The sequence below is a fragment of the Yoonia sp. KMU-150 genome, from assembly GCF_056858355.1.
The window spans coordinates 1,738,375-1,750,567 of record NZ_JBXEQF010000001.1 but is presented as its reverse complement, the minus strand read 5'-3'; the positions used below and the strand labels follow the sequence as shown (position 1 = coordinate 1,750,567).

The 12,193-nt window shown below is 63.2% G+C and carries 12 protein-coding genes; 9 read left to right on the top strand and 3 right to left on the bottom strand.

Features of this window, described 5'->3' with window-relative positions; translation table 11 throughout:
• The first annotated feature begins 33 nt into the window (after window positions 1-33).
• The 6 genes from AC04PH_RS08665 (at window position 34) to AC04PH_RS08640 (ending at window position 8,428) form a co-directional block, all read left to right on the top strand.
• Window positions 34-879, top strand: a complete 846-nt coding sequence (locus AC04PH_RS08665) for a helix-turn-helix transcriptional regulator (protein WP_483065343.1) — start codon at window positions 34-36, stop codon at window positions 877-879.
• A 227-nt stretch (window positions 880-1,106) separates the two neighbouring features.
• A complete protein-coding gene (locus AC04PH_RS08660; protein ID WP_483065342.1) occupies window positions 1,107-2,765 on the top strand; it encodes an ABC transporter substrate-binding protein in 1,659 nt (552 codons plus the stop codon).
• A 114-nt stretch (window positions 2,766-2,879) separates the two neighbouring features.
• Window positions 2,880-3,935 (top strand): ABC transporter permease, encoded by a 1,056-nt coding sequence (locus AC04PH_RS08655; RefSeq protein ID WP_483065341.1) that lies wholly within the window; start codon window positions 2,880-2,882, stop codon window positions 3,933-3,935.
• A 13-nt stretch (window positions 3,936-3,948) separates the two neighbouring features.
• Window positions 3,949-5,391, top strand: a complete 1,443-nt coding sequence (locus AC04PH_RS08650) for an ABC transporter permease (protein WP_483065340.1) — start codon at window positions 3,949-3,951, stop codon at window positions 5,389-5,391.
• A gap of 63 nt (window positions 5,392-5,454) precedes the next feature.
• On the top strand, window positions 5,455-7,542 hold the full coding sequence (locus tag AC04PH_RS08645) for a dipeptide ABC transporter ATP-binding protein (protein ID WP_483065339.1): 2,088 nt from the start codon (window positions 5,455-5,457) through the stop codon (window positions 7,540-7,542).
• Window positions 7,543-7,597: 55 nt separating this feature from the next.
• Entirely contained in the window at window positions 7,598-8,428 is an 831-nt protein-coding gene (locus AC04PH_RS08640; protein ID WP_483065338.1) for a DUF1206 domain-containing protein, read from the top strand.
• Window positions 8,429-8,441: 13 nt separating this feature from the next.
• On the opposite strand, the gene AC04PH_RS08635 is transcribed toward AC04PH_RS08640, so the two are convergent.
• Complete coding sequence (locus AC04PH_RS08635; protein WP_483065337.1) at window positions 8,442-9,029, bottom strand: lytic transglycosylase domain-containing protein; 588 nt, start codon at window positions 9,027-9,029, stop codon at window positions 8,442-8,444.
• Between the two features lie 220 nt (window positions 9,030-9,249).
• Here AC04PH_RS08635 and AC04PH_RS08630 point away from each other — a divergent pair, with 220 nt between their 5' ends.
• Together AC04PH_RS08630 and AC04PH_RS08625 are read left to right on the top strand one after the other, a co-directional pair.
• Complete coding sequence (locus tag AC04PH_RS08630; protein ID WP_483065336.1) at window positions 9,250-9,768, top strand: single-stranded DNA-binding protein; 519 nt, start codon at window positions 9,250-9,252, stop codon at window positions 9,766-9,768.
• Window positions 9,768-10,193: a GNAT family N-acetyltransferase gene (locus AC04PH_RS08625; protein WP_483065335.1), complete on the top strand. Its 426-nt coding sequence runs from the start codon at window positions 9,768-9,770 to the stop codon at window positions 10,191-10,193. Before AC04PH_RS08630 ends, AC04PH_RS08625 begins: the two co-directional genes overlap by 1 nt.
• On the opposite strand, the gene aroB is transcribed toward AC04PH_RS08625, so the two are convergent.
• Both aroB and AC04PH_RS08615 read right to left on the bottom strand, forming a co-directional pair.
• Window positions 10,190-11,311: a 3-dehydroquinate synthase gene (gene aroB, locus AC04PH_RS08620; protein ID WP_483065334.1), complete on the bottom strand. Its 1,122-nt coding sequence runs from the start codon at window positions 11,309-11,311 to the stop codon at window positions 10,190-10,192. The genes AC04PH_RS08625 and aroB overlap by 4 nt on opposite strands.
• 1 nt (window position 11,312) lies before the next feature.
• The gene (locus AC04PH_RS08615) at window positions 11,313-11,876 is read right to left on the bottom strand and encodes a shikimate kinase (protein ID WP_483065333.1); all 564 of its coding nucleotides are present in this window, start codon (window positions 11,874-11,876) and stop codon (window positions 11,313-11,315) included.
• Window positions 11,877-12,040: 164 nt separating this feature from the next.
• Here AC04PH_RS08615 and AC04PH_RS08610 point away from each other — a divergent pair, with 164 nt between their 5' ends.
• Window positions 12,041-12,193: a hypothetical protein gene (locus AC04PH_RS08610; RefSeq protein WP_483065332.1), complete on the top strand. Its 153-nt coding sequence runs from the start codon at window positions 12,041-12,043 to the stop codon at window positions 12,191-12,193.

Sequence of the window (12,193 nt, the reverse complement as noted above, 5' to 3'; positions counted from 1 at the left end):
CGACATATTGATCGACCCGGGGACATCCGCGCCATGCCTGAACCAGCCAGCGAACATCTTGCGACGCATCTGTCGCTGACGGGTATCGCCTTCAACAAACAGGGCGGGCGCTGGCGGACCGAGGCGATGCGCAGCCATGCCACACCCCGGCTGATCCACATGACCAAGGGACAGGGGCGGATCACCGTGGCCGGGCTGACCCGCGGCTATGGACCCAACAACCTGATCTTCATCCCCGCCCATGTCATGTACGGTTTCGAGGTCGGCCCGACCGTCGTGGGGCAGATGCTGACCATTCCCGCCGCCATGGCGCCCGAATGGCCGGATGCGCCGGTGCATCTGCGCCTGCGCGATGTGACGACCCAAAGCGAGGCGACGGCGCTGTTCGAGGGGCTGGAGCGCGAGATCAAGTCGCAGCGGCACGGGCATACGCGCGCCGCTCTTTATCATCTGGGCATCCTGTCTGTGTTCTTTGAACGGCAGGTCGACCTGCAGCCGGTGGACCCGAACACCGTGCGCACCGAAACCACCGCCGCCCGGCTGGTCGCGGCCTACAGCGACCTGATCGAACGGGACTACCGCACGCCCAGGAACGTCGCGGCCTATGCCGCCGCGCTCGGCGTCACACCGACCCACCTGACGCGGTGCTGCAAGCAGTCGTGCGGGAAATCCGCGTTGACGCTGCTGCGCGACCGCCGCCATTACGAGGCCTGCATGATGCTGCGGGACACCCGGACCCCGGTGCAGGACATCGCCGCGGCGCTCGGCTTTCAGTCGGCGGCCTATTTCACGCGCAGTTTTCAGGCGCTGGCGGGGCAGACGCCGTCGCAGTTTCGCGCCCAAGGCGCTTTGAGTCGCACAAACACGGCATTTTCGTAAAATACGAACACAACGTTTCATGAATCCGAACATTGACTGTTTGCGGCACAATAAATGTCGCAAAATGACCTCAAGAGTCGATTCCTTCAATTGACCTTCCCCCCCGATCCATGCGCTAGTGGCCTTCGAGGGATGAAAACACGCCACCACCAATGCAAGACATGCGAATATGCAGCGGCATAGGCGGTGCGATCTCTAACGATTTTTTGTGTCACAGGGAGAGACGAATGACGCACATGATGAAAAAGCCGGCCCATCCGGCGGCGATGATGTATGCCGCAGAGCACAAGGCGGGTCTGATGGACCGCCGCGAGTTCATGGCACGCGCCACAGGTCTGGGGCTGACGGCCACTGCCGCCTACGGGCTGATCGGGGCCGCACCGGCACAGGCCGCAGCGCACGCCGCACAGGGCGGCACCATGCGGATGCAGATGGAAGTCCGCGCACTCAAGGACCCGCGCACCTATGACTGGACGCAGATCGCGTTCTTCACCGCCGGCTGGCTGGAATACCTCGTGCGCTACGACAGCGACGGTTCGTTCAACCCGTCCCTGCTGGAAAGCTGGGAGGTCAACGACGATGCGACCGAATACACGCTCAACGTCCGCCAGGGCGTGAAGTGGAACAACGGCGACGACTTCACCGCCGAGGACGTGGCACGCAACATCACCGGCTGGTGCGACAAGAACGTCGAGGGCAACTCCATGGCGGGCCGCTTTGCCGTTCTCATCGACGAGGCCACCGGCACCGCACTGGACGGCGCGATCGAGGTGGTCGACGACCACACCGTGAAGCTGAACCTGCCGACCTCCGACATCACGCTTATCGCGGGCATGTCCGACTACCCTGCCGCGATCGTGCCGGCCGGGTTCAACGCGGACACCATGCTCGACAATCCGATCGGCACCGGCCCCTACAAGCCCGAATCGCTTGAGGTCGGCGTGAAAGGTGTCGTCGTGCGCAACGAAGACCACGACTGGTGGGGTTATGCCGCCGGAGAGGGCGCCTATCTCGACCGGATCGAGTTCATCGACTACGGCACCGATCCATCCGCATGGGTCGCCGCTGCTGCCGCCGACGAGGTCGACATGACCTACGAGACCGTCGGCGACTTCGTCGATATCTTCGAAGGCATCGGCTGGGAGCGGTCCGAAGTGGCCTCTGCCGCCACCATCGTGATCCGTCCGAACCAAGAAGCCGAAGTCGACGGCATGAAGCCCTACGCCGACAAGCGTGTGCGTCAGGCGATCAACATGGCCATCGACAACAACGTCCTGCTGGAGCTTGGCTATGCCGGTCGCGGCGAAACCGCCCGCAACCAGCACGTGGGTCCGATGCACCCCGAATGGGCCGACGTGCCCGGCCTGGGTCACGATCCGGAGGCGGCCCTTGCGCTGCTGACCGAAGCCGGCATGGCCGACTTCGAAATGGAAATCGTGTCGATCGACGACGACTGGCGCAAGAACACGACCGATGCGGTCGCGGCACAGCTGCGTGACGCTGGCTTCAACGTGAAGCGGACGATCATCCCCGGTTCGACCTTCTGGAACGACTGGACGAAATATCCGTTCTCGTCGACCAACTGGAACCACCGTCCGCTGGGCACCCAGATCCTTGGTCTGGCCTATCGTTCAGGCGAGGCATGGAACGAGGCCGCGTTCTCGAACGAGGAGTTCGACACCCTGCTGGCAGAGGCGAATTCCATCGCCGATGCAGATGCCCGCCGCGAGGTCATGGCCAAGCTGCAGGAGATCATGACCGACGAGGGTGTCACGATCCAGCCTTACTGGCGCACGATCTATCGTCACGCCAAGCCGGGCTTCGTCGGCTGGGATATGCATATCGCGTATCTGCCGCAGATCATGAAGATCGGCATGGCCGCCTAAAGGCGCCTTTCGGGCCGCCCCTTCCCGGGGCGGCCCTTTTTCGACGCGCCCGCCGCGTCCACTAAAAAACCGGCAGACGTGCGTGCTGCCCAATACTGATCGACAGGGGCCTATATGGGACTGTTCATTCTGCGACGCCTTGGGGTGATGCTCCTCACGGCGCTATGCCTGACATTCATCGTGTTCTGGCTGACCAATCTCTCTCCCAACCTCGAAAAACTGGCAAAGACGCAAGGCAACGCGCGGATGTCGGACGAGGCGGTCGAGACGTTCCTGTACAACCGCGGCTATTCGCAAATCCTGCCGATCAAATACGGCCAGTGGCTGGGTGTCCTGCCCGGCTACGTGATCGAGGGGCGCGATGGCGTGACCCGTGCGCGCTGTGCCCCGGCCGGCGCCACGCCCGAAGAGATCGAGAACGCATCGACGTTCTGCGGTGTGCTGCAGGGCGAATGGGGCTTTTCCACCGTCTTCAAGAACGACGTGTCCGAAATCGTCGCGACCCGGCTGGGCCTGACAGGCAAGCTGATGCTCTGCGTGCTGCTGGTGATGGTGCCCGGCGCGCTGATCATCGGCATCCTTGCGGGGATGCGCGAGGGGTCGCGGACCGACAGGTCGCTGTCCACCATATCCATCATCACCACGGCGACGCCGGAATATGTCTCGGGTGTGGTCTTCATCGCCGTCTTCGCCACCGCGACCTTCGGGATGCAGTGGTTCAAGGGCACGGCGACCGCCGCGATGGACGATGCGACGTTCGAAAACTTCTTCCTGCCGGTCATCACGATCGCGCTTTACGGCATGGGCTATATCGCCCGGATGACCCGCGCGTCGATGACAGAGGTGATGACCGCGCAATATATCCGCACCGCGCGCCTGAAAGGCGTGTCGTTCCCGACCATCGTGATGCGCCACGCGCTGCGCAACGCGCTGATCGCGCCCTTCACGGTGATCATGCTGCAGATCCCCTGGCTGCTGAACGGCGTCGTGATTGTCGAGACCCTGTTCAACTACAAGGGCTTCGGCTGGGTGCTGGTCGAGGCCGCGGGCAACAACGACATCGAACTTCTGCTGGCCGTCTCGGTCGTTTCCGTCATCGTGGTTCTGATCACGCAGCTGATCTCCGACATCGGCTACGTGTTCCTGAACCCCCGCATCCGCATCGCCTAAGGGAGAATTGCACATGGACCCTTTAAGCTGGACCGGATCTTTCGGCGCATTCCTCAACCCGGTGTTCGGCATCGCCGTCACCGTGCTGGCGGTCAGCGTCATCCTGCAGATCGTGGGTGCCTTCGTCGTGACCGAAACGCCGACCGAGGTGAACCCCGACGGCACGATCGTCGCGCGCGGCGGCCTGCTCGGCGGGATCGAACGGCTGACCTACGCCGCCTTCATGACCGTGCTGACGCTGGTGGTCCTTTATGTGATTGCGGGTGTGCTACTGCCGCTGACGACCGTCGGCATCATCGGCGGCATGGCCAAGCAGTTCGTACCGGTCTGGATCGCGCTGATCGTGACGTTTGCCGCCTCGATCCACTTCAAGCGCCGTCTGGGCCTTTACGGCAAGCTCTTTGACAGCACCGTGGGCATGATCGGCTTTGGCCTTGTGATGTTCTGGGTCTTCACCGCGATCTTCACCGGCGTGTTCGACATGATCGCGACCCATGATCCGCTGAGCCAGGTATCGGGCCTGAAGAACAAGCTGCCCGGCGTGCCGATGCCCGAAGGCGCAGAGGCCTATCCCTATTACCTGCTGGGCGGCGACAACCTGGCGCGCGATATCTTCAGCCGCATGGTGCACGGATCGGTCATCGTGGTGGCCATCGCCCCGCTGGCCACGATCTTCGCCTTCATGGTCGGAATCACGCTGGGCCTGCCTGCCGGGTTTTACGGCGGGCGGCTCGACACGGTGCTGTCGTTTCTGGCGAATCTCATTCTGGCTTTCCCGGTGATCCTGCTGTTCTACCTGCTGGTCACGCCGGAAATCGTGGCGACGGGTATTCCGTCGTTCATGGCGGCGGTCCTGTTCGTCTTTCCGATCATCTTCTTCGGGGTGCTTCTGAACTCGCGCTACTACACCCAGCCGACCAAACGCACACCGATCCTGATCGTGGTGCTGGGCGTGCTGATCGTCCTCTATATGTCGATGATCAACCAGAAGGGCACGGTGATCGACATCCTGCCTGCGTGGATGGACCTTTTCGATCTCGATATCCTTGTGGTCTTCGTGTCGGTCGTCTTCGTGAACTCGCCCACCGTGTTCCGGATCGTGCGCGGCCTCGCGCTGGACCTGCGCACACGCGATTACGTCGCCGCCGCCCAGACCCGGGGCGAAGGCGCGTGGTATATCATGTTGTGGGAGATCCTGCCCAACGCGCGCGGTCCGTTGATCGTCGATTTCTGCCTGCGCATCGGCTACACCACGATCCTGCTGGGTACGCTCGGCTTTTTCGGGCTGGGTCTGTCGTCGGAAAGCCCGGACTGGGGCACCACGATCAACGAGGGCCGCAAACTGCTGCTGATCTTCGTGCACCCGCCCCTGCCCCCGGCGCTGGCGCTGCTGACGCTGGTGCTGGGTCTGAACCTGCTGGCCGACGGCCTGCGCGAGGAAAGCCTGAAAGACTGAATTTTCGCGAAGATTCACCATCCCCGATTTTTCGCCGAAAAATCGCCGCGACCGGAGACGGACATGACTGAAGACACCTACGACGGCCCGATCCTTGAAATCGACAAGCTGTCGATCTCGTTTTTCACACGGCTGCGCGAAATTCCCGCCGTGATGGATTTCTCGGCCAAGATCATGCCGGGCGAGGCGCTGGGGGTCGTGGGCGAATCCGGTTGCGGCAAATCGACGGTCGCGCTGGGGGTCATGCAGGACCTTGGCGTGAACGGGCGGATCGTCGGCGGGTCGATCAAGTTCAAGGGCGAGGAGATGAACACAATGTCATCCGAACGCCTGCGCGACATCCGCGGCAGCCAGATCGCGATGATCTATCAGGAACCGATGGCGTCGCTGAACCCCGCGATGAAGATCGGCCGGCAGCTGGCCGAGGTGCCGATGATCCACGAGGGCATCAGCGAGAAAGAAGCGCTGAAACGCGCGCTTGAAGTCGTGACGGATGTGAAGTTGCCCGACCCGGAACGGATTCTGAAATCCTACCCACACCAGCTGTCGGGCGGACAGCAGCAGCGCATCGTCATCGCCATGGCGCTGATGTCAAAGCCGTCGCTGCTGATTCTGGACGAACCGACCACGGCGCTCGACGTGACGGTCGAGGCGGCGGTGGTCGATCTGGTCAAGGACCTGGGCAAGAAATACGGCACCTCGATGCTGTTCATCTCGCACAACCTTGGCCTGGTGCTGGAGACCTGCGACCGCATCTGCGTGATGTATTCCGGCGAGGCGGTGGAGCGTGGCAGCATCGAGGACGTGTTCGACCACATGCAGCACCCCTATACGCAGGCGCTGTTCCGCTCGATCCCGTTGCCCGGGGCCGACAAGAACGCGCGGCCCCTGATCGCCATCCCCGGCAACTTTCCCCTGCCCCACGAACGCCCGCAGGGCTGCAACTTCGGCCCGCGCTGCGATTATTTCGAGGACGGGCTCTGTAACGAAAACAGGGCGATCCCGATGTATCCGGTCGAGGAGAACGATCGCCACGAGACGCGATGCCTGCGGTTTCAGGAGATCGACTGGACCGCGATGCCGGAGCTGGCCGAAAAGAAATCCAAGGGTGACATCGGCCCGGTCGTCCTCAAGATGGACAACCTCAAGAAGTATTACGAAGTGGCTGCCAACGCGCTGTTCGGCGGTGGCGACAAGAAGGTGGTGAAAGCCAACGAAACCCTGTCGTTCGAGGCCCGCGAAAGCGAAACGCTGGCCATCGTCGGTGAATCGGGCTGCGGCAAATCCACCTTCGCCAAGGTGCTGATGGGGCTGGAGACAGCGACGGAGGGCGACATTTTGCTGGATAACCAGTCCATCGGCAGTGTCCCCATCGAGGAACGCACGACCAAGAACGTGGCGGACATCCAGATGGTGTTCCAGAACCCGTTCGATACGCTGAACCCGTCGATGACGGTGGGGCGCCAGATCATCCGGGCGCTGGAAATCTTCAAGGTCGGCAAGAACGAAGCCGAACGCAAGAAGCGGATGCTCGAACTGCTCGATCTGGTAAAACTGCCGCGTGAATTCGCGACCCGGATGCCGCGACAACTGTCCGGTGGGCAGAAACAGCGTGTGGGTATCGCGCGCGCCTTTGCCGGTGACGCGCGCATCGTGGTCGCGGACGAACCTGTCTCGGCGCTCGACGTGTCGGTGCAGGCCGCGGTGACCGACCTGCTGATGGAGATCCAGCGCGAGCACAAGACCACACTGCTGTTCATCAGCCACGACCTGTCCATCGTCCGCTATCTGTCGGATCGCGTGATGGTCATGTATCTGGGTCACGTGGTCGAGTTGGGTACCACCGATCAGGTCTTCGCCCCGCCCTATCACCCCTATACCGAGGCGCTGCTGTCCGCTGTGCCCATCGCCGATACCAAGGTCGAGAAACAGCACATCGTGCTGGAAGGCGACATCCCGTCCGCGATGAACCCACCCTCCGGCTGCCCGTTCCAGACCCGCTGCCGCTGGAAATCGAAGGTGCCCGGCAATCTCTGCGAAACAGACGTACCGCCGCAGAAAACGCTGGCGCAGGGCCATCAGATCAAGTGCCACCTGTCGGACGCGGACCTTGCCGATATGGAGCCGGTGATCAAGATCGCCGCCGAATAGGAACCCTTTGTGCCCGTCCGGGATTGTCTTTCCGACCCCCGGGAGAACGTGCGACATGGCAGACAGTAAATTGGACTGGGCTATGCCCGTGATGCGCACAGGCTATGCCGGTCGCGGCATCACCTATCTGGCTATTGCAGGGATATCGCTCTGGACGATCTGGCAAGGCGGAGAAGCGCAAGGCACAACAGAGGCCCTGCGCACGCTCGAGCGGTCGTTCTGGGGCCAGTTCGCGCTCTATCTGATCGCGCTCGGGCTGCTGGCCTACATGGCGTGGCGCGTGCTCGATGCGGCGTTCGATCTGGAAGACTACGGCGCGGACGCAAAGGGGCTGGTGTCCCGCGTCGGAATGGCCGTCACGGGTTTGCTGCACGGTGTGATCGGGATCGGTGCCTTCTCGATCACGGTCTCCTCGCGCGAGGACGACGGCGGGCCGTCCCGTATGCAGCAGGCGACGCGCTATGTCATGGATATGCCCGCAGGCAGTTGGATCGTCAGTCTGGCGGGTGTGGTGACCCTAGCCGCCGGCGCCTACTATATTCATAAAGCGTGGACACAGTCCTATCGCGACCATCTGGCCGGCAACCACTTCACGACGCACTGGAACCCCGCCCTGCGGATCGGCGTGCTGGCACAGGGGCTGACGGTGGGCACGGTCGGGGTGTTCTTCCTCTACGCCGCAGTGCGCCACGACCCGTCGCAGGCGGGCGGACTGGACGAGATGTTTTCATGGTTGGCCGACGAACCCTATGGCCGTGTCCTTGTGATCGCCCTTTGTCTGGGATTGCTGGGCTTCGCCCTGTTCCTGTTCGTGAACGCCCGCTACCGGCTGATCGCGAAGCTGTCCGACCCGGACGTGGCGACCCTCGCCGCCAGGCTCAAGTGACAGGCGGCGCGCGTCAGTTGCCCCAGATCACCCGGACATAGTTGATCGTTTCGGCATAGGGCGGGATGCCGCCGTATTGCTGCACCGCCCCCGGCCCCGCGTTATAGGCGGCCAGCGCAAGCTGCCAGGTCCCGAACGTTTCGTATTGCGTGCGCAGATAGCGGGCGCCGCCGTCAAGGTTCTGGTTGATGTCATGGGGGTCCACGCCAAGGGCCGCTGCCGTGCCGGGCATAAGCTGCGCCAGCCCCAGCGCGCCCTTCACCGACACGGCGTTGCTGTTCCAGCCACTTTCCTGCTGGACCAGCCGCAGGAACAAATCTTCGGGGATGTTGTTGCGCCGTGCTGCGGCCCGGGCCAGATCAAGCAGCGGGCCGTTGTAGCGACCGGCATAGCGCACGACAGTGGTCGGGGCACCAGGTACCTCCACCCGCGGCGGCTGCAACCGGACCGAGTTGGAATATTGCTGTGCCGCGCGCCCGTCGAGCACCGAAAGCTGGTTCTGGAACAGGCTCGCACGGGCGCGGGTCGATATCGTGTCGGCCCATGCGACCGATCCGCAGGTCATAGCCGCCAAAACGGCGATCCCGATGAATTTGTGCATACCAGTCCCTCGTGCCTTATGCGGCTTTTGCCGCAGCATAGCCAAAAACACCCCCCTGACCACCCGCAGATTGCCCCTCGCAGCTAACCCTCACAAACGATTAACCTTAATCTGGCAGGCTGTGCGGGAGTTGTGAGCATGGCGGTGGTCTGTCACAACAACATGCAGGAGAATCGCCGGGCAATCCGGCACGACACGTCACGTATCGCGGGGGATCAACATGGCCGGATCAGTCAACAAAGTCATTCTAATCGGCAACCTGGGGCGCGACCCCGAAGTGCGCACGTTTCAGAACGGCGGCAAGGTCTGCAACCTGCGCATCGCCACATCGGAAAACTGGCGCGACAAGTCGACTGGCGAACGTCGCGAGAAGACCGAATGGCATTCCGTGGCGATCTTTCAGGAAGGGCTGGTGCGCGTGGCGGAGCAATATCTCAAGAAAGGCTCCAAGGTCTATATCGAAGGCCAGTTGCAGACACGCAAATGGCAGGATCAATCCGGCCAAGACCGTTATTCGACAGAGGTCGTGCTGCAGGGCTACGGCGGCACGCTGACCATGCTCGACGGGCGTGGCGACGGGGCTGGCGGCGGTGGCGGCTACGGCGGTGACAGCGGTGGTTATGGCGGCGGCGGATATGACAGTGGTGGCGGCTACGACAGCGGGCCTTCGGGCGGGTCGTCCTCCGGCTCCGGTGGTGGTGGTGGCCGATCCGACATGGATGACGAAATTCCGTTCTGATGCGTCTGCGCGCCCTGACCCGTGCGGACGGGGCGGATGCGCTGGCGCTTTACAACGAGCTGACGTTCGGGCCGCCGGTGGATGATCCGGCGGCCTTTTTCACGGTCATCGGCCATCCCGGCACCACGGTCATCGGGGCGGACATCGACGGCGGCATCCGCGCCATGTGCACGCTGCACATCCTGCCGAACCCGACATGGAACGCCCGTCCCTATGCGCTGATCGAAAATGTCGTGACAGCGGCGGCCTATCGTGGACGCGGCATCGGCAAGACGGTGCTGGATCACGCCGTGCAGACCGCCTGGGCCGGGGATGCCTATAAAGTGATGCTGCTGACCGGCACACGGCGCGGGGCGCAGGGATTCTACGAAAGCTGCGGCTTCAGCAGCGAAGACAAGACCGCCATGGTGATTCGCCGGACCTAGCGTTTCCGCGCGAGCGCGTCGGTCAGCACCCCGCGCACCACCGCGGGATCGACCTCTGATGTCACGAAGGCCTGACCGATCCCGCGCGCCATGACGAAATTGATCGTGCCGTCCTGCACCTTCTTGTCCTGCCCCATCAGCGCGATCAGCGCGTCGGCATCCGGCAGGTCGCCCGGTATGTCGGCCAGATCGACCTTCATGCCCATGTCGGTCAGATGCGCGCGCACGCGGCTGGGGTCTTCCTGCGGGCAAAGCCCCGCGCGGGCCGATACCTCGAACGCCAGCGCGCAGCCGATGGCCACCCCCTCGCCATGCACCAGCCGGGCGGCGTCATAGCCGGTCGCGGCCTCCAGCGCGTGACAGAAGGTGTGGCCGAGGTTCAAGAGCGCGCGGTCGCCCTGCTCTGTCTCGTCGCGCATGACGATGTCGGCCTTCATCTCGCAGGAGCGTTTGACCGCTTGCACGCGTGCGGCTTCATCACCTGCGGCCAGCGCCGGGCCGTTTTCTTCGAGCCAAGCAAAGAACGCCGCATCGCCAAGCAAACCGTATTTCACGACCTCGCCATAACCGGACAGGAAGTCGCGCGGCGGCAGCGTGTCCAGCAGGGCGGTATCGGCCAGCACCAGTGACGGCTGATGAAACGCGCCGATCAGGTTCTTGCCGTGGGGGGAATTGATCCCGGTCTTGCCGCCCACCGAACTGTCGACCTGTGCCAGCAGCGACGTGGGGATTTGCACGAAGCGTACCCCGCGCCGCAGGATCGCGGCGGCAAAGCCCGCCAGGTCGCCGATCACACCGCCGCCAAGGGCCACCACGATATCGCCGCGCTCCACCTTCTGCGCCAGCAGCCATTCCACCGTGCGCTCCAGCTGCGCCCAGCCCTTTGTTTTCTCGCCTGCGGGCAGTTCGAGGGCGGCCATGGTCAGCCCGGACCCCGAAAGTGCCGCTTCCAGCGCGGCCAGATGCAGCGCGCCCACGTTGTCATCGGTGATCACCGTCACATGGCGGCGACGTGTCATATCGCTGATGCGTGTCCCGGCCTGTGCCAGCACATCGCGTCCGATCACGATATCATAGGCCCGTCCGGGCAGATCCACGCGCACGGTTTCCAATGTCATGTCACGCGGTCTCCAGAATATCGGGGCGGGTGCCAAGCACGCGCAGCACCGCATCGGTCGTCTCTTCGATGGAATAGGCCGGCTTCACATCGACGCGCAGATCCGCCTTGCGATAGACCGGCACCCGCACATCGAAAATATCCGACAGTGTCTGTCGCGGGTCGGGCGTGCGCAGCAGGGGCCGCGTGTCCTTGTGGCGCACCCGTTCCCACAACAGATCGAGCGGCGCGTCGAGCCAGACCGCCACCCCCTTGTCCCTGATCCCCGCGCGGATGCGTTCGGTCAAAAACGCCCCGCCACCGGTCGAAAGCACGCAGGGCGGTCCGGACATCAGCCGGTCGATCACCTCCGCCTCGCGGACACGAAAAAAAGCCTCGCCGTCGCGGTCGAATATTTCGGCGATGGAGGCGCTCGCCGCCTCGACTATGGCCGCGTCGCTGTCCTGGAACGGCACCCGCAGGCGCGTGGCCAGCGCCCGGCCGATCGCCGTCTTGCCCGACCCCATCATGCCCACCAGAACAACCGTTCGCCGCAACCTGCCGACCATCGCTGTCCGCACCTTCATTCCAAAGCCGCACCGATCCGGCGACTGCACATCGGCTGAGCGCCGCTTAATTGAAAATTCATGCCCTAGATGGCGTGATCTTGCGCAAAAGGCCATATATAAACCGGGCAACAAGCGGCGGAACAGCCGCCCTGCAGGCACGCAAACAGCGATTGGGGCAATATATGTGGCGTATTTTCAAACTGTTGGTGTTCTTGACGGTGATCGCCGGAATCGGTCTTGTGGGGTATGCCTATCTGGGACCGATCTTTTTCCCCGCCGATTTCGCCCCGCCGGTCGAACAGGTGGTCGAACCCATCACGCTGGAGACCAACTAG

Coding starts and splice junctions, on each gene's coding strand:
- AC04PH_RS08640 (WP_483065338.1), top strand. CDS start 7,598: ATGGCAGACAGTAAATTGGACTGGGCTATGCCCGTGATGCGCACAGGC.
- AC04PH_RS08645 (WP_483065339.1), top strand. CDS start 5,455: ATGACTGAAGACACCTACGACGGCCCGATCCTTGAAATCGACAAGCTG.
- aroB (WP_483065334.1), bottom strand. CDS start 11,311: ATGACATTGGAAACCGTGCGCGTGGATCTGCCCGGACGGGCCTATGAT.
- AC04PH_RS08660 (WP_483065342.1), top strand. CDS start 1,107: ATGACGCACATGATGAAAAAGCCGGCCCATCCGGCGGCGATGATGTAT.
- AC04PH_RS08665 (WP_483065343.1), top strand. CDS start 34: ATGCCTGAACCAGCCAGCGAACATCTTGCGACGCATCTGTCGCTGACG.
- AC04PH_RS08615 (WP_483065333.1), bottom strand. CDS start 11,876: ATGAAGGTGCGGACAGCGATGGTCGGCAGGTTGCGGCGAACGGTTGTT.
- AC04PH_RS08650 (WP_483065340.1), top strand. CDS start 3,949: ATGGACCCTTTAAGCTGGACCGGATCTTTCGGCGCATTCCTCAACCCG.
- AC04PH_RS08635 (WP_483065337.1), bottom strand. CDS start 9,029: ATGCACAAATTCATCGGGATCGCCGTTTTGGCGGCTATGACCTGCGGA.
- AC04PH_RS08625 (WP_483065335.1), top strand. CDS start 9,768: ATGCGTCTGCGCGCCCTGACCCGTGCGGACGGGGCGGATGCGCTGGCG.
- AC04PH_RS08655 (WP_483065341.1), top strand. CDS start 2,880: ATGGGACTGTTCATTCTGCGACGCCTTGGGGTGATGCTCCTCACGGCG.
- AC04PH_RS08630 (WP_483065336.1), top strand. CDS start 9,250: ATGGCCGGATCAGTCAACAAAGTCATTCTAATCGGCAACCTGGGGCGC.
- AC04PH_RS08610 (WP_483065332.1), top strand. CDS start 12,041: ATGTGGCGTATTTTCAAACTGTTGGTGTTCTTGACGGTGATCGCCGGA.